The organism is Nostocoides sp. HKS02 (genome assembly GCF_009707485.1).
Classification (GTDB): domain Bacteria; phylum Actinomycetota; class Actinomycetes; order Actinomycetales; family Dermatophilaceae; genus Pedococcus.
The window spans coordinates 1,751,338-1,767,439 of sequence record NZ_CP046121.1 but is presented as its reverse complement, the minus strand read 5'-3'; the positions used below and the strand labels follow the sequence as shown (position 1 = coordinate 1,767,439).

Sequence of the window (16,102 nt, the reverse complement as noted above, 5' to 3'; positions counted from 1 at the left end):
ATGTCCTCGGCCGAGGAGATCGTCGACTACGACGACGCCATCGAGCGCTATGACCCCGTGATGGGCCTCGAGGTCCACGTCGAGCTCAACACCGCCACCAAGATGTTCTGCGGGTGCGCCACCGGGTTCGGGGCCGAGCCCAACAGCCAGGTGTGCCCGGTCTGTCTCGGGCTGCCCGGCGCACTGCCCGTGGTCAACGAGCGGGCCGTGGAGTCGGCCATCCGGATCGGCCTGGCGCTCAACTGCGAGATCGCGCAGTGGTGCCGCTTCGCCCGCAAGAACTACTTCTACCCGGACATGCCCAAGAACTTCCAGACCAGCCAGTATGACGAGCCGATCGCCTTCGAGGGCCACCTCGACGTCGAGCTCGACGACGGCACGACCTATCGCGTGGCCATCGAGCGCGCCCACATGGAGGAGGACACCGGCAAGTCGCTGCACCTCGGCGGCTCCACCGGTCGCATCCACGGCGCCGACCACTCCCTGGTCGACTACAACCGCGCCGGCATCCCGCTGATCGAGATCGTGACCAAGCCGCTCACCGGAGCGGGGGCACGCGCACCCGAGGTCGCTCGGGCCTACGTCGCCGCGCTGCGTGAGCTGCTGCGCGCGCTGGGCGTGTCCGATGTCAAGATGGAGCAGGGCTCGCTGCGGTGTGACGCCAACGTGTCGCTGCGTCCCAAGGCGGCCGACGGCCAGAGCCAGGACGACGTCCCCCTGGGCACGCGCACCGAGACCAAGAACGTCAACTCGCTGCGCAGCGTCGAGCGCGCCGTGCGCTACGAGATCACGCGCCACGCCGCGGTTCTCGACCGGGGCGAGCGCATCACCCAGGAGACCCGTCACTGGCACGAGGACACCGGCGTGACCACCAGTGGTCGCGAGAAGTCCGACGCCGAGGACTACCGCTACTTCCCCGAGCCCGACCTCGTCCCCGTCGCCCCGACGCGTGAGGTCGTCGACGCGCTCGGCCAGACCCTCCCGGAGCCTCCTGGACTGCGTCGCCGGCGGCTCCAGACTGGGTGGGGCTTCAGCGATCTCGAGATGCGCGACGTCGTCAACGCGGGTGCGGTCGGGCTCATCGAGGAGACCGTGGCCGCCGGTGCGACTCCGGCCGCCGCACGTAAGTGGTGGAGCGGTGAGCTCGCCCGTCGCGCCAACGCCGAGGGCAAGGGTGTCGACGAGTTCGGGGTGAGCCCGGCCGACATCGCCGAGCTCGACGGCCTGGTCCGGGCCGGGCGGCTCAACGACTCGATGGCGCGCCAGGTCCTCGACGGCGTGATCGCCGGTGAAGGCTCGCCGACTGCCGTCGCCGATGCACGGGGCCTCGAGCTCGTCCAGGACGACGGTGCTCTCGAGGTGGCCGTCGACAGGGTCATCGAGGCCAACCCCGAGGTGGCACAGAAGGTTCGCGACGGCAAGGTGCAGGCCGCCGGTGCACTGATCGGCCAGGTCATGAAGGAGATGCGGGGGCAGGCCGACGCCGGCAAGGCGCGCGAGATCATCCTCGCCCGCCTGACCTGACGCCGGCCGGTCCTCAGCGCAGGTCGGCGAGGTCGAGCGCGACCACCCGGTCGTCCTGCGGACCGGGCGTGCCGCGGAACGTGTTGCTCGTGAGGATCCACAGGCGTCCGTCGGGCGCCGCGACCGCATCGCGGAGCCTGCCGTACGTCCCTGCGAGCAAACGACGTGGCGTACCAATCCCGTTGGAGGTCAACGGGATTCGCCACAGGGACTCGCCCCGCAACGCCGTCATCCAGATGGCTCCCGCAGCGACCGCGATGCCGCTCGGTGAGGCCTGCGAGGTCGGCCACTGGGCGACCGGGTCGACGAACCCGGGCTGACCACCCCTGCCCTCGACGACCGGCCACCCGTAGTTCCGGCCCGGCTGGATGAGGTTGAGCTCGTCCCACGTGTCCTGGCCGAACTCACTGGCGTACATCCGACCGTCTGGTGTCCAGGCGATGCCCTGCACGTTGCGGTGTCCGTAGCTCCACACGGGCGAGGCGCCGAACGGGTTGCCCGGGGCGGGTCTGCCGTCCTGGGTGATCCGGAGGATCTTGCCGTTGAGGGAACCGCGCTGCTGGGCCAGCGGTCGGTCGGTGGCATCGCCGGTGGTGACGTAGAGGTCGCCGTCGGGTCCGAACGCCAGCCGCCCACCGTTGTGGTTGCCCGCCTTGCGTATGCCGGTGAGGACCGGCACCGGGTCGGTCAACCGACCGTGCGCGAGCACCAGGCGGACCACCCGGTTGTCGGCTGCCGCAGTGAAGTAGACGAAGACCCGGTGGTCGCGGGCGAAGGTCGGGGACACCGCGATGCCGAGCAGGCCACCCTCGCTTAAGGGGTGCACGCCCGCGATCGTGGCGAGGACCAGCGGAGCTGCTCCAGCGCGCAGCTGCAGCACCTGCGCCTTGTTGCGCAAGGTGACCAGGGCTGAACCGTCGGGCAGGAACGCCACCGCCCACGGGACGTCGAGGTGCGACGCGAGCACCTGGGTGGGCAGCCGCGGCGCACTGCTGTGGGACGTCGGTGGTGGCCGGGACGCCGAGGTCCCAGCCGTCCCAGCCGTCGCGGTCTCGCTCGATGGTGCGGTGGTGGTCGTCGGCGTAGTGGTGGTCGTAGTGGTGGGCGTGGTGGTGGGCACGGTGGGCGAGGCGGCGCTGCACGCGGCAGCAAGAACGCACCCGGCCGCGACCGCCACGAGAGCGGCGCGGTGGCGGCGAAGCGGGCCATCCGGCATACCCCATTGTGCGGCGGTCTAGCGTTGGCGCATGACGCTCGTGACGCTTCCTGGCCAGGAATGGATCGACGCGGTGGGGGCGGTGCCGGGTCTGGAGCTCGCCGTCTGGGAACTCGACGGGGTGCCCGAGCGCGCCGAGGAGGTCCGGGTCGTCGTGCCGCCCTACGTCGGCGGCGGTGCACGGATCCCGGCGCTGCGTCACACCCCCGGGGTGGACCTCGTCCAGCTGCTCACCGCCGGGTACGAGGACGTGCAGAGCGCCCTGCCCGAGGGCGTGCGGCTGGCCAATGCGGCGGGGGTGCACGACGCCTCCACGGCCGAGCTCGCGCTCGCGCTGACACTGGCCTCGCTGCGCGACTTCCCCGAGTTCTTCGCGGCCCAGCGGGAGGGCCGATGGCTCCCGACGACGATCCATCCGGCCCTGGCCGACCGGCGCGTCCTCGTCCTCGGGTACGGCTCGATCGGTCGCGCGATCGCCGCCAGGCTCCTGCCGTTCGAGGTGCAGGTCACGGCGGTCGCCAGCCGGGCGCGCACGGGTGACGCACTGGTGCCGTCAGTCCACGGGGTCGAGGAGCTGCCCGACCTCCTCCCGCGGCACGACGTGGTCATCGTCGTGGTCCCGCTCAGCGAGCGCACCGCGCAGCTCGTCGACGAGGACTTTCTCGCGGCGATGCCCGACGGCGGCCTGCTCGTCAACGTCGCCCGCGGCGGCGTCGTCGACACCGCTGCCCTCGTCAGGCACACCGCCTCGGGGCGCCTTCGGGCTGCCCTCGACGTCACCGACCCCGAGCCGCTACCCGAGGACCATCCCCTCTGGGGTGCCCCTGGCGTGCTCATCACGCCCCATGTCGGTGGGGCGTCCACGGCGTTCATGCCCCGCGCCGCGCGCCTGCTCCGCGAGCAGCTCGGGGCGTATGCCGCGGGCCGGCCCTTGCGCAACCTGGTCTGAGCGGGTCCGGGCTGACCCGGCGCCTTGGCTTCCTGCGGCGGTCTCCCTGCGGCGCTGCCGGGCCGTGGTCCCTGTCGGTCATCGGTGCCATGCTGGGCCCCATGAGCGAAACCGTGGTGGGCATCGGGACGCGCAAGGGGCTCTGGCTGGCGCGGAGCACGGATCGGGTCTCGTGGCAGCTCGAGGGGCCCCATTTCCTGATGAGCGAGGTGCTCTCGCTCCTGTTCGACACCCGTCGCGGGTCGCCGCGGCTGCTGGTCGGGTTCCGGTCCTCGCACTGGGGCCCGTCGCTGCAGCACTCCGACGACCTCGGCGCCACCTGGGCGGAGCGCCCCGAGGGCTCGATCGCCTTCCCGGCCGACACCGACACGGCCCTCAAGGCGACCTGGCAGCTGGTGGCCGACCCGCATGACGACCAGGTCGTCTGGGCCGGCACCGAGCCGCAGGGACTGTGGCGCAGTGCCGATGGCGGCGAGACGTTCGAGCTCAACCGCGGGCTGTGGGAGCACCCGCACCGGCCCGAGTGGGGCGAGGGTTTCGGCGGAGGGGCCATCCACACGGTGCTGCCCAACCCGACCGACCCCCAGTCCATGCTCGTGGCGATGAGCACCGGCGGGGTCTACAACACCCGTGACGGTGGCGCCTCCTGGAGCCCGGGCAACACCGGCATCCGGGCGTACTTCATGCCGCACGACGAGTGGCCCGAGTTCGGGCAGTGCGTCCACAAGGTTGCTCGCGACACCGCCAAGCCGACGCAGCTCTACGCCCAGAACCACCGCGGTGTCTACCGCTCCGACGACGACGGGGTCACGTGGACCTCCATCGAGGAGGGGCTCCCGACCAACTTCGGCATGACCGCGGTCGCCCATCCGACGCAGGGCGACTCCCTCTGGCTGGTGCCGATCGCCTCCGACGGTGAGCGCATCCCGCCGGGTGCCCAGCTCCAGGTGCAGCGCAGCGACGACGCCGGCGCGACCTGGCGCACCCAGGCGCAGGGGCTGCCCTCGCCGAGCTACACCAACGTCCTGCGCGACGCCGCGGGCACCGACACCGACGACGAGCCGGGCTTGTACTTCGGCACCCGCAACGGCGAGGTCTACGCCTCGACCGATGGCGGCGAGTCCTTCACCCGCATTGCCGAGCAGCTCCCGGACGTCCTGTGCGTGCGGGCGGTCACCCTGTCATGACGGTGCGCGTGGTGCTGCCCGGCATGTTGCGCGACCTGGTCGGGGGCGTTGCCGAGCTTCCGGTGGAGCTGGACGCCAATGCCCCCCTCGGCCAGGTCCTCGACGCGGCATTCGAGCCGTGGCCGATCCTGGGCACGAGGGTGCGCGACGAGCGGGGCGAGATCCGCCGTCACGTCAACGTCTTCGTCGACGGCGAGGATGCCAAGCGGGCCGCCGGAGTGGGCACGCCGGTGACGCCGAGCTCGACCGTCCACGTCATCAACGCCGTTTCAGGCGGCTGAGCCGCGTCCTCAGCCGGTCCAGACGCCGCTGTCCCAGGCCCGGGTGAGGACGTCGTCATACGGCTCGAGGTCCCATCCACGCTCGGCGAGCCACGCGTCGTTGCGGTACGTCCCGGCATACCGCTCGGCCCCGTCACACAAGAGCGAGACGATGCTGCCGCCCTCGCCGCGTTCGGCGAGCTCGCAGGCCAGCCGCAGCGCACCGTAGAGGTTGGTGCCCGTCGACGCGCCCGGTCGCAGGCCCGTGCGCGCAGCCAGGAAGCGCATGCCGGCGACCGAGGCGGCATCGGGGACGAGCATCATCCGGTCGACCACGGCCGGCACGAAGCTCGGCTCGACCCGGGGCCTCCCGATGCCCTCGATGCGTGACCCACACGCCGTGGCCACGCCGCGCTCGTCGCCCTGGAATGCAGGCAGGAAGGCGGACCGCTCGGGGTCGACGACGCAGACCTCGCTGGCCAGCCCGCGGTAGCGCACGTAGCGCCCGATGGTCGCGCTGGTGCCGCCCGTCCCGGCTCCGACGACGACCCAGCGGGGCACCGGATGCCGCTCGAGGAGCATCTGGTCGAAGATCGACTCGGCGATGTTGTTGTTGCCCCGCCAGTCGGTCGCCCGCTCGGCGAAGGTGAACTGGTCGAGGTAGTGGCCGCCGAGGTCCTCGGCCAGCCGCCGCGCCACCTCGTACACCTCGCCGGCGTCGGCCACGAGGTGGCAGCGGCCACCCTCGCGCTCGATGAGGGCGATCTTCTCCGGACTCGTGGATGCGACCATGACGGCGATGAACGGCAGCCCGAGCATCCGGGCGAAGTAGGCCTCGCTGACGGCCGTGGAGCCGCTCGACGCCTCGATGACCGTCGTGCCCTCGCGCAGCTGACCGTTGCAGAGGGCGTAGAGGAACAGCGACCGCGCGAGCCGGTGCTTGAGGCTCCCGGTGGGATGGGTCGACTCGTCCTTGAGGTAGAGGTCGACGTCCGGCAGCCCCGGGATCGGCAGGTGGACCAGGTGGGTGTCGGCGCTGCGGTTGGCGTCGGCCTGGATGCGGCGCACCGCCTCGTCGAGCCAGCTCCGGTCGACCGGCTCGGATGCGTGCACGTCCACCAGGTGGGGCGCCTGCGTCATGGGGGTTCTCACCTCGCTGTCAGGACGGGTGTGCCGTCGGCCGGGTCGCGGCCGACTCACGCCGTCGTGGTGCCACGAGGTTAGCGGGGTGCTGCGTGGCCCTTTGGTTGCGTGCTCACGGCTGCGACGAGCAGCGGGAGGAACTCGCGCTCCAGCGAGCCGGCCGGGACGGTCTGTGGGTCGAGCAGGTGCTGGCCGAGCCCGCCCTGGAAGACGGCCGTGACGATCCGCACGAAGTCCTCGGTGGGGATCGTGGCGGCCACGCCATGGGCGACAGCGATCTGGTCCACCAGGGTGGCGAGCTCGCGGCGCACCTGACCCTGGACGGCGATCCACGCCTGGCGGACGTCCTGGTCGCGCAAGGCGTGCAGGGCGAACTCACCGGTCAGCAGGTACCAGCGCCTGCGCGCCTCGGGCTCGCCGGTCCAGACCTCGAACACCGCCTCGAAGACCTCGGCGAGCGGCAGCCCGGGGCGCGCCGCCACCTCGGCGATGGCGGCCTGCAGCCGAGTGACGTGCTGCTGGAAGAGCTCGAGCACCAGCTCGTCCTTGCTGGCGAAGTTGGAGTAGAACGCTCCGCGGGTGAACTCGGCGCGCTCGCAGATGTCCTCGACACTCGCCCCGTGGAACCCGCGCTCGGCGAAGACGTCCTCGGCCGCGGCGAGGATCCGCAGCCGGGTCGCCTCCCGGCGGGCGGTGCGCCGACGGGGGGTGGTGGGAGTCACCTCGGGCTCGGTGGCGAAGGACATGCGCCGAGAATACACTCCTGTATTGAATACAGATGTGTATCGACAGGCGCGCACGATCGCGGCGCCGGACAGGGGTGGACATGGAGCTTGTCGCCGACCAGGTGGGCGTCGCGGGGACGCACGACCCACTGCTGCTGCCGACCAGCCTCGCCGCAGCGCCGGGACAGGTGACCGTCGTGGCGGGGGACCCGGGTTACGGCCACGTGGCCCTCGCCCTGGCCCTGGGTGGGCGACTCGCCCTCTCGGCTGGGTCGGTCACGCTCGACGGCAGCGAGGATCCCGAGATGCGACGGCGGCACGTGGCCCTGGTGGACCTTCCGGAGGTCACCTCGCCCGAGCCGGCCCTGAAGGTCCGGGCGGTGGTCGCCGAGCAGCTTGCCCTCGCGGGTCGTCCGGCCCGGCGTGCGGCCACCCGAGCATTCCTCGCCGGGCGGGGGCAGGGGGGGGCTGGCCAGCTCCCGCTTCGAGACCGTCCCCGCGCACGAACGCACCGTGCTGCTCATGGACATCGCGGCCTCACGGGCGCAGACCCGGGTGCTCGTCCTCGCCGCGCCCGACCGCCTTGGTGGCGACCCCGGTCACTGGTGGCAGACCGCGCAAAGCCTGGCCGCCAGCGGGCTCACCGTCGTCGTCCAGTGCACGCATGCCACCGCCCGGCACCTCGGCCAGCCGGTTCACTACGAGCTGGGAGTCAGCGCGTGACCGCCATCCGCCTCGCCCTCACCGAGCTGCGCCGCGTCACCGCGGGACGGCTGCCACGAGCAGCCCTGGTCGCGCTCGTCCTGGTCCCGACCCTCTACGGCGGCCTCTACCTCTATGCCAACAAGGACCCGTATGCCGGTCTTTCGCGGGTGCCTGCAGCCGTCGTCGTGCAGGACGCCGGCACGACGCTGGCAACGGGGGAGCGGCTGGCCGTCGGTAACCAGGTGGCCAACGAGCTCGTGCGGTCGCGCAGCTTCGGGTGGCACCGCGTCTCGCGCGAGGCTGCGCACCAAGGGGTCCAGGACGGCACCTACGACTTCGCCCTCATCGTGCCGGCGGGGTTCTCGGCCGACCTCGCCTCGAGCGCAGACTTCCGGCCGCGACAGGCGCAGCTCGAGGTGGAGACCAATGACGCCAACAACTACCTCTCCCGGACCATCGCCAACCAGCTGGTCGCCCAGGTGACCAAGTCCGTTGCGGCGCAGGTGAGCTCGACGGCAGCGAGTCAGCTGCTGCTGGGGTTCAGCACCATCCACGACAAGGTCGGCACTGCAGCCGCAGGTGCGGCCAAGGTCGTCGATGGCCTGGGTGCGGCGGACGCCGGGTCGCACCGACTCCAGACCGGTGCGGGTCGGCTCGTGGCAGGAGAGCGGCAGCTCGTGGCGGGTAGCGACGCCCTGTCCAGCGGTGCCGACCAGGCCGCCACCGGTGCCGATCGGCTCGCGTCAGGTGCGCATCGGCTCCACGCCGGTCTGCAGACGCTCGATGCGGGCACCCAGACCATGCCGGCTGACACGCGGCGCCTGGCAGATGGCGCGCACCGGGTGGCCGAGGGCAACGCCCGGCTCGCGGCGGCCGGCAACCGGGTCGCTGTCGCCTCCGAGACATTCATGTCCACCGTGGTCTCGGCGCAGGGCCAGCTGGCCGGCCGGCTCCGCGCGGCCGGCTTCACCCAGGCGCAGGTCCAGCAGGTCCTGGCCACCACCTCCGGCCTGACGGGGCAGCTCGCGAGCGCCAACACCCAGCTCCAGACCTCGGCCAACCAGCTCGGTCAGCTCTCCGACGGCGCGGCCCAGGTGGCGGCTGGCGCCGACCGGTTGGCCGCGGCAGCGGGGCCGTTGCACTCCGGGATCCACCAGGCCGATGCGGGCAGCGGCCAGCTGGCGACGGGTGCCGACGACCTCGCTGCGGGCAACCACAGGCTCGCGGTCGGGGCTGCCCAGCTCGCGACGGGGCAGCGTGCCGCACTGGGCGGAGCCACCGCGCTGCAGCACGGAGCCTCCGACCTGACCGCCGGCCTCGACCGGCTCGAGGCCGGCGCGACCCAGCTGCGCGACGGGCTCACACAGGGCCTTCGGTCCATCCCTGACCCGAGTGCCGCGGCCCGCAAGGCGGTGGCCCAGACCCTCGGGGATCCCGTTGGGGTCAAAGGACTTTCCTTGGCGTCGGCGGCGAGCTATGGCGCGGGCCTGGCCCCGTTCTTCCTGAGCCTCGCGCTCTGGATCGGCGCCTACGTGCTCTTCCTGCTCATCAAGCCGCTCTCGTCCCGAGCCCTGGCCGCGGGCCAGCCGAGCTGGCGCACGGCTCTCGGCGGGTGGCTCGCGCCTGCTGCCCTCGGGCTGGGTCAGGTGCTCTTCGTGTATGCCGTGGTGCTGCGCGGGGTGGGCCTCTCGGCGCAGCACCCCGTCCTGCTCCTGGGCTTCCTGGCCGCGGTGTCGCTCACCTTCGTGATGATCATGCATGCGCTGTCGGCGCGGTTCGGCTCGCCGGGCAAGTTCCTCGGTCTGGTGTTGATGGTCCTGCAGCTCGTGAGCGCCGGGGGCACGTTCCCGTGGCAGACCCTCCCTGAGCCGTTGCATCCCGTCCACCGGGCCCTCCCCATGAGCTATGCCGTCGACGGCATACGCCGGCTGATGTATGGCGGATCGCTGGCCAACCTCGCCACCGACCTCGCCGTCCTCGGGCTCTACCTCGCAGGCGCCTTTGCCCTGTCGACCGTGGCCGCACGCAAGGCGGGCACATGGACTGCGTTGCGGATCAAGCCCGAGCTCGCCCTGTGACGTGCGACCGCGCCGCCAACCCCTGTCAAGACTGTTGGTTGCGGCAGCGGGGGTCCATGCTGGGGGCATGACCCTCGCCAGCGATGACAAGGTGCTCATCCTCTTTCGCCATGCCAAGGCAGAGCAGGTCGCCGGCAAGCCGGACCACGAGCGTGAGCTGACCGGGCGCGGCATCCGCGACGCCGAGGTCGCCGGGCAGTGGCTCCACGAGCACGCCCTCGGGGCCGAGCTCGTCCTCTGCTCACCCTCGGCTCGCACCCGTCAGACGTGGTCGGCTGCGGAGAAGGGCGGCGCGTGTGGCGAGAACATCGAGTACCCGCCCGAGCTGTACTCCGGTGGTGAACGGGGCGTGCTCGACTGCGTCCGCGAGTCGGCGGGCGAGGCGCAGGTGGTCCTCGTCGTCGGTCACAACCCGACGATGGCGATGCTGGCGAGCGGGCTGACGGAGGGCGACGGTTCGAGCCAGGCGCACGAGTGTCTCGCCGCGGGGTTCCCCACCTCGTCGTTGGCTGTGCTGCGGTACTCGGGGCCGTGGCAGCGGCTCGACTACGGCATGGCGCGGCTGGAGCGCTGCCACATCTGTCGCGGTTGACCAGTCCCCGCCGCCCGCCACGCCCGCGGGACCCGGCATCAGCCGGCCGCACCCGGCATACGGATAGGTCCTCTTGCGTGGTGAGACCGCCGTCCCACCCTGTGGACCCTCGTCCTAGACTGCGCGCATGACGACCACCGAGCCCACCCACGACGGCGTCGACATCAAGCCGCGCAGTCGCGACGTCACCGACGGCCTCGAGAAGACGGCCGCGCGCGGCATGCTCCGCGCGGTCGGCATGGGGGACGACGACTGGGTGAAGCCGCAGATCGGCGTGGCCAGCTCGTGGAACGAGATCACCCCCTGCAACCTCTCGCTCGACCGGCTCGCCAAGGCCGTCAAGGACGGCGTGCACGCCGCAGGCGGCTACCCCCTCGAGTTCGGCACCATCTCGGTCTCCGACGGCATCTCGATGGGCCACGAGGGCATGCACTTCTCGCTGGTGAGCCGCGAGATCATCGCGGACTCCGTCGAGACGGTCATGAACGCCGAGCGGCTGGACGGGTCGGTGCTGCTCGCCGGGTGCGACAAGTCGCTGCCGGGCATGCTCATGGCCGCGGCGCGGCTCGACCTCTCGAGCGTCTTCCTGTATGCCGGGTCGATCCTGCCGGGCATCGCGAAGCTCTCCGACGGCTCGGAGAAGACGGTGACCATCATCGACGCCTTCGAGGCGGTGGGTGCGTGCGCCGCCGGGCTGATGTCCCGCGCGGACGTCGACGCGATCGAACGGGCGATCTGCCCCGGCGAAGGTGCGTGTGGCGGCATGTACACCGCCAACACGATGGCCTCGGTCGCCGAGGCCATCGGCATGTCGCTCCCCGGATCGGCCGCCCCGCCGGCCACGGACCGGCGCCGCGACGGCTTCGCGCGCAAGTCCGGTGAGGCCGTCGTGGGGCTGTTGCGCCGCGGCATCACGGCCCGCGACATCATGACCAAGGAGGCGTTCGAGAACGCCATCGCCGTCGTCATGGCGTTCGGTGGCTCCACCAACGCGGTGCTGCACCTGCTGGCCATCGCCCACGAGGCCGAGGTCGACCTCACCCTCGACGACTTCGTGCGCGTCGGCGCCAAGGTCCCGCACCTGGCCGACGTCAAGCCGTTCGGGCAGTACGTCATGACCGACATCGACCGGGTCGGGGGAGTGCCGGTCGTCATGCGCGCACTGCTCGATGCGGGCCTGCTCCACGGCGACTGCCTGACCGTGACCGGCAAGACGATGGCCGAGAACCTCGCCGACATCGCGCCGCCTGACGTCGACGGCAAGGTCGTGCGGGCCATGCAGAAGCCGATCCACAAGACCGGCGGCATCACGATCCTCAAGGGCACCCTGGCGCCGGAAGGCGCGGTGGTGAAGTCGGCCGGGTTCGACTCCGACATCTTCGAGGGCACGGCTCGGGTCTTCGACGGCGAGCGGGCGGCGATGGATGCGGTCGGCGACGGCTCGATCAGCCCGGGCGACGTCGTCGTCATCCGGTACGAGGGTCCCAAGGGCGGCCCGGGCATGCGCGAGATGCTCGCCGTCACCGGTGCGATCAAGGGCGCAGGCCTGGGCAAGGAGGTCCTGCTCCTCACCGATGGCCGGTTCTCCGGTGGCACCACCGGCCTGTGCGTCGGCCACGTCGCGCCGGAGGCCGTCGACGCCGGGCCGATCGCGTTCGTCCGGGACGGCGACCAGATCACCCTCGACGTGGCTCGCGGGGTCCTCGACCTCCACGTCGAGCCTGAGGAGCTCGCGCGGCGCGCAGAGGGCTTCGAGCCGCCGCCGTCCAAGTACCCCAAGGGCGTGCTCGGCAAGTACCGCAAGCTGGTTGGCAGCGCGAGCCGCGGCGCGGTCTGCGACTGAGGCCACGGGCGGCGTTCTGTGACTGAGACGACAGGTCCGGATCGTGGGACCGGCTGTCTCGCCCGTTGACACCGAAGGGCCGGGAAGGGAGAGTGCTCGTGTGGCACGAATTCTCGTACTTCCTTAGCGCGCAGGCTCTCTGCCAGAGAGCAAGCGCGCTGCCCTCCGTCGTCCCGTGCCGGGACTGGAGGGTTTTTTTGTGGCCAGACACCAGCGAGAACCGAAAGCGGTAGAGACAGTGAGCGACGCGAAACCGGCCTCCACACCGGCGCCCAGTCCATCCCAGATGGCCCAGCAGGCGCGAGCCAAGGTTCCGGCCGTCGTGACTGGCGCCCAGAGCCTCGTCCTCAGCCTCGAGGCGATGGAGGTCGACACTGTCTTCGGCATCCCCGGGGGCGCGATCCTGCCGGCATACGACCCGCTCCTGGACTCGGTGAAGGTGCGCCACATCCTCGTCCGGCACGAGCAGGGGGCCGGGCACGCGGCCGAGGGGTATGCCGCCGCCACCGGCAGGGTCGGGGTCTGCATGGCCACCTCCGGCCCGGGCGCGACGAACCTCGTCACCGCGATCGCCGACGCCTACATGGACTCGATCCCGATCGTGGCCATCACCGGCCAGGTCAGCTCGGCCTCCATCGGCACTGACGCCTTCCAGGAGGCCGACATCCGCGGCATCACGATGCCGATCACCAAGCACAACTACCTGGTCACCGACGCGGACCAGATCCCACGCGTCATCGCCGAGGCCTTCCACATCGCCTCGACCGGGCGGCCGGGGCCCGTGCTGGTCGACATCTCGAAGGACGCCCTCCAGGCGAAGACGACGTTCAACTGGCCGCCCAAGTTCGACCTCCCGGGGTACCGTCCGGTGGCGCGCCCCCACGGCAAGCAGATCCGCGAGGCGGCCCGCCTGATCGCCGCGGCGAAGCGCCCGGTGTTCTACGTCGGAGGTGGGGTGGTGCGGGGCCGGGCCAGCGACGAGCTGCGCCGTTTCGTCGAGCTGACCCAGATCCCCGTCGTCACGACGCTCATGGCCCGGGGCGCGGTGGCCGACAGCCACCCCCTGCACCTCGGCATGCCGGGCATGCACGGCTCCGTGGCTGCGGTCACGGCGCTGCAGAAGTCCGACCTGCTGATCACCCTCGGCGCGCGCTTCGACGACCGGGTGACCGGCCAGCTGGCGAGCTTCGCGCCCGAGGCCAAGGTCATCCACGCCGACATCGACCCGGCCGAGATCTCCAAGAACCGCACCGCGGACGTGCCGATCGTGGGCGACGTGAAGGAGGTCATCGGCGACCTCATCGAGGCGGTGACGGCTGACCTCGAGGCGGGGCGCGCGGGCGACTACGACGCGTGGCGACTGCAGACCGCGGGCTGGAAGGCCACCTTCCCGCTCGGCTACACGACCCCCGAGGGCGGCGAGACGGTCGCCCCGCAACACGTCATCGAGCGGATCGGTGCCATCGCCGGGCCCGAGTCGGTGTACGTCGCCGGGGTGGGACAGCACCAGATGTGGGCGGCCCAGTTCGTGCAGTACGAGCGCCCGAACGCCTGGCTCAACTCCGGTGGGCTCGGCACCATGGGGTATGCCGTGCCGGCGGCGATGGGCGCGAAGGTCGCCCAGCCGGAGCGCACGGTCTGGGCGATCGACGGGGACGGCTGCTTCCAGATGACCAACCAGGAGCTCGCCACCTGCGTCATCAACAACATCCCGATCAAGGTCGCGATCATCAACAACAGCAGCCTCGGCATGGTTCGCCAGTGGCAGTCGCTGTTCTACAACGAGCGCTACTCCAACACCGACCTGCACACCTCCGTGGGCAGCCGGATCCCCGACTTCGTCAAGCTGGCCGAGGCCTACGGCTGCGTCGGCCTGCGCTGCGAGCGGCCCGAGGACATCGACGCGACCATCCACAAGGCGATGGAGATCAACGACGTCCCGGTGGTCGTCGACTTCGTCGTCCACCGGGACGCGATGGTCTGGCCGATGGTGCCCGCTGGCGTGAGCAACGACGCGATCCAGGTGGCCAAGGACACGGCTCCCCAGTGGGACCGCGAGGAGGAGGGCGAGTGAGCATCGCAGCGAGCGCCAGCGAGCGAGGAGCGGAGCTCGCCAGCTCCTCCGAGCAATCGAGCATCGAGGAGGAGGGCGAGTGAGCATCGCAGCGAGCGCCCGCCACGCAAAGGAGATCGGTCGATGAGCAAACACACCCTGTCGGTGCTGGTGGAGAACAAGCCTGGGGTCCTCGCGCGCATCGCCGCGCTGTTCTCGCGGCGCGGGTTCAACATCGACTCCCTCGCAGTGGGCCCCACCGAGCACGCCGAGATCTCGCGGATGACGGTGGTCGTCGATGTCGACGCGCTGCCGCTCGAGCAGGTGACCAAGCAGCTCAACAAGCTCGTCGAGGTGCTCAAGGTCGTCGAGCTCGACCCGACCGCGTCGGTGCAGCGCGAGATCCTCCTGGTCAAGGTGCGGGCCGACCTGCAGACCCGCAGCCACGTCCTCGAGACGGTCCAGCTGTTCCGTGCCAAGGTGGTCGACGTGGGCAGCGACGCCCTCACCATCGAGGTCACGGGCAACCGCGACAAGCTCGCGGCCTTCCTCGAGGTCCTCGAGCCGTTCGGGGTCAAGGAGCTCGTCCAGTCCGGGATGGTCGCCATCGGCCGCGGGACCCGCTCGATCACCGACCGGGCGCTCCGCTCGGCCTAGACCCCGCCGGACGCCCGACGCAGGGCAGCCCGCGGCATACGCACCACGCATGAGTTTCCCTGAACCACAACGCAAGACACAACCGAAGGAGTTGGCCGACGTGGCCGAGATGTTCTACGACGACGACGCAGACCTGAGCGTGATCCAGGGCACGAAGGTGGCCGTCATCGGCTACGGCAGCCAGGGCCACGCCCACGCGCTCAACCTGCGCGACTCCGGGGTGGACGTCCGCGTCGGCCTCGCCGAGGGCTCCAAGAGCCGGGTCAAGGCCGAGGCCGAGGGGCTGACCGTGCGGTCGGTCGCCGACGCCGTCAAGGAGGCCGACCTCGTCGTCATCCTCACCCCCGACCAGGTGCAGCGGACCGTCTACGCGAACGAGATCCAGCCGAACCTCCGCGACGGCGCCGGCCTGCTGTTCGGCCACGGCTTCAACATCCGCTTCGACTACATCAAGCCCGAAGCGGGCTCCGACGTGCTCATGGTGGCCCCCAAGGGTCCCGGACACCTCGTGCGCCGCGAGTATGTCGACGGTCGTGGCGTGCCCGTGCTTCTCGCGGTCGAGCAGGACGCATCCGGACGCGCCTGGGAGCTCGCGAAGTCGTACGCCAAGGCGATCGGCGGCCTGCGCGCCGGCGGCATCAAGACGACGTTCACCGAGGAGACCGAGACCGACCTGTTCGGTGAGCAGGCGGTCCTCTGCGGTGGCGCGAGCCAGCTCATCCAGTACGGCTTCGAGACGCTGGTCGAGGCGGGCTACCAGCCCGAGGTCGCCTACTTCGAGTGCCTCCACGAGCTCAAGCTCATCGTCGACCTCATGGTCGAGGGCGGCATCGCCAAGCAGCGCTGGTCGGTGTCCGACACGGCGGAGTACGGCGACTACGTGTCCGGCCCCCGGGTCATCGACCCGCGCGTCAAGGAGAACATGCAGGCCGTCCTCGCCGACATCAAGAACGGCGCGTTCGCCAAGCGGTTCATCGACGACCAGGACGCCGGCGGTCCCGAGTTCGCCGCCCTGCGCGAGAAGGGCGCCCAGCACCCGATCGAGGCGACGGGCAAGGACCTGCGCAAGCTCATGAGCTGGATCAAGGAGACCGACAGCGACTACGTCGAGGGGTCTGCCGCGCGCTGACCTGCACTCAGATCGACGCGGTGTGCCGGCCGTCCCCCCCG

General features: G+C 71.1%; 14 protein-coding genes. 11 read left to right on the top strand and 3 right to left on the bottom strand.

What is annotated here, in order from left to right; translation table 11 throughout:
• On the top strand, positions 1 to 1,524 hold the full coding sequence (gene gatB, locus GKE56_RS08375) for an Asp-tRNA(Asn)/Glu-tRNA(Gln) amidotransferase subunit GatB (protein ID WP_154685694.1): 1,524 nt from the start codon (positions 1 to 3) through the stop codon (positions 1,522 to 1,524).
• 13 nt (positions 1,525 to 1,537) lie between these two features.
• Here gatB and GKE56_RS08370 read toward each other — a convergent pair whose 3' ends face one another.
• Positions 1,538 to 2,644, bottom strand: coding sequence for a sorbosone dehydrogenase family protein (locus tag GKE56_RS08370; protein ID WP_230208838.1), 1,107 nt, complete (start codon positions 2,642 to 2,644; stop codon positions 1,538 to 1,540).
• A 127-nt stretch (positions 2,645 to 2,771) separates the two neighbouring features.
• On the opposite strand from GKE56_RS08370, the gene GKE56_RS08365 reads away from it, so the two are divergent.
• The 3 genes from GKE56_RS08365 (at position 2,772) to GKE56_RS08355 (ending at position 5,157) form a co-directional block, all read left to right on the top strand.
• Entirely contained in the window at positions 2,772 to 3,689 is a 918-nt protein-coding gene (locus GKE56_RS08365) for a 2-hydroxyacid dehydrogenase (protein WP_154684153.1), read from the top strand.
• Positions 3,690 to 3,790: 101 nt separating this feature from the next.
• Positions 3,791 to 4,876, top strand: coding sequence for a sialidase family protein (locus GKE56_RS08360; RefSeq protein WP_154684152.1), 1,086 nt, complete (start codon positions 3,791 to 3,793; stop codon positions 4,874 to 4,876).
• Positions 4,873 to 5,157, top strand: a complete 285-nt coding sequence (locus GKE56_RS08355) for a MoaD/ThiS family protein (protein WP_154684151.1) — start codon at positions 4,873 to 4,875, stop codon at positions 5,155 to 5,157. Before GKE56_RS08360 ends, GKE56_RS08355 begins: the two co-directional genes overlap by 4 nt.
• Before the next feature lie 9 nt (positions 5,158 to 5,166).
• On the opposite strand, the gene GKE56_RS08350 is transcribed toward GKE56_RS08355, so the two are convergent.
• Both GKE56_RS08350 and GKE56_RS08345 read right to left on the bottom strand, forming a co-directional pair.
• Complete coding sequence (locus GKE56_RS08350; protein WP_154684150.1) at positions 5,167 to 6,276, bottom strand: PLP-dependent cysteine synthase family protein; 1,110 nt, start codon at positions 6,274 to 6,276, stop codon at positions 5,167 to 5,169.
• Positions 6,277 to 6,356: 80 nt separating this feature from the next.
• A complete protein-coding gene (locus tag GKE56_RS08345) occupies positions 6,357 to 7,025 on the bottom strand; it encodes a TetR/AcrR family transcriptional regulator (protein ID WP_154684149.1) in 669 nt (222 codons plus the stop codon).
• Positions 7,026 to 7,526: 501 nt separating this feature from the next.
• Here GKE56_RS08345 and GKE56_RS08340 point away from each other — a divergent pair.
• The 7 genes from GKE56_RS08340 to ilvC all read left to right on the top strand — a co-directional run bounded on the left by GKE56_RS08340 (position 7,527) and on the right by ilvC (position 16,061).
• On the top strand, positions 7,527 to 7,727 hold the full coding sequence (locus GKE56_RS08340) for a hypothetical protein (protein ID WP_154684148.1): 201 nt from the start codon (positions 7,527 to 7,529) through the stop codon (positions 7,725 to 7,727).
• On the top strand, positions 7,724 to 9,787 hold the full coding sequence (locus GKE56_RS08335; RefSeq protein WP_154684147.1) for a YhgE/Pip domain-containing protein: 2,064 nt from the start codon (positions 7,724 to 7,726) through the stop codon (positions 9,785 to 9,787). Before GKE56_RS08340 ends, GKE56_RS08335 begins: the two co-directional genes overlap by 4 nt.
• Positions 9,788 to 9,854: 67 nt before the next feature.
• The gene (locus GKE56_RS08330) at positions 9,855 to 10,379 is read left to right on the top strand and encodes a histidine phosphatase family protein (protein ID WP_154684146.1); all 525 of its coding nucleotides are present in this window, start codon (positions 9,855 to 9,857) and stop codon (positions 10,377 to 10,379) included.
• Positions 10,380 to 10,506: 127 nt separating this feature from the next.
• Positions 10,507 to 12,222: a dihydroxy-acid dehydratase gene (gene ilvD / locus GKE56_RS08325; RefSeq protein ID WP_154684145.1), complete on the top strand. Its 1,716-nt coding sequence runs from the start codon at positions 10,507 to 10,509 to the stop codon at positions 12,220 to 12,222.
• A gap of 286 nt (positions 12,223 to 12,508) precedes the next feature.
• Positions 12,509 to 14,296 carry an acetolactate synthase large subunit gene (locus GKE56_RS08320; RefSeq protein WP_230208837.1) on the top strand — a complete coding sequence of 596 codons (1,788 nt, stop codon included), beginning with the start codon at positions 12,509 to 12,511 and terminating at the stop codon, positions 14,294 to 14,296.
• A 123-nt stretch (positions 14,297 to 14,419) separates the two neighbouring features.
• Complete coding sequence (gene ilvN, locus GKE56_RS08315) at positions 14,420 to 14,932, top strand: acetolactate synthase small subunit (RefSeq protein WP_154684143.1); 513 nt, start codon at positions 14,420 to 14,422, stop codon at positions 14,930 to 14,932.
• 100 nt (positions 14,933 to 15,032) lie between these two features.
• Positions 15,033 to 16,061, top strand: a complete 1,029-nt coding sequence (gene ilvC / locus GKE56_RS08310) for a ketol-acid reductoisomerase (RefSeq protein ID WP_154685693.1) — start codon at positions 15,033 to 15,035, stop codon at positions 16,059 to 16,061.
• The last annotated feature ends 41 nt before the right edge of the window (positions 16,062 to 16,102 follow it).